The 247-nt window shown below is 33.6% G+C and carries 1 protein-coding gene; it reads left to right on the top strand.

Translation table 11 applies throughout. From position 1 onward, the window contains the following. On the top strand, positions 1-247 hold a 247-nt coding region (locus ACY2RW_RS16260), incomplete at both ends, for a prephenate dehydrogenase/arogenate dehydrogenase family protein (protein ID WP_490123777.1).

Below are 247 nucleotides of genomic sequence, written 5' to 3'. Positions count from 1 at the left end.
CATTTGTAAATCTGTTGAACATCATAAAAATAGAAGAAACTTTTTGGCTTGTCATCCAATTGCAGGAACGGAAAAATCTGGACCAACAGCAGCTATTTCTGGTTTATATAAAGGGAAAACGAATATTATTTGCGAAGTAGAAAAAAAAACTTTTAAGTTGCAAGAAAAAGCTTTAGACCTTTTTAGAGCCATTGGAATGCGTATTAGATATATGGATCCAGGTTCGCACGACAAACATATTGCGTAT

Source organism: Polaribacter sp. 2305UL8-11 (assembly GCF_058147165.1).
This window is presented reverse-complemented; position numbering and strand designations above follow the sequence as displayed.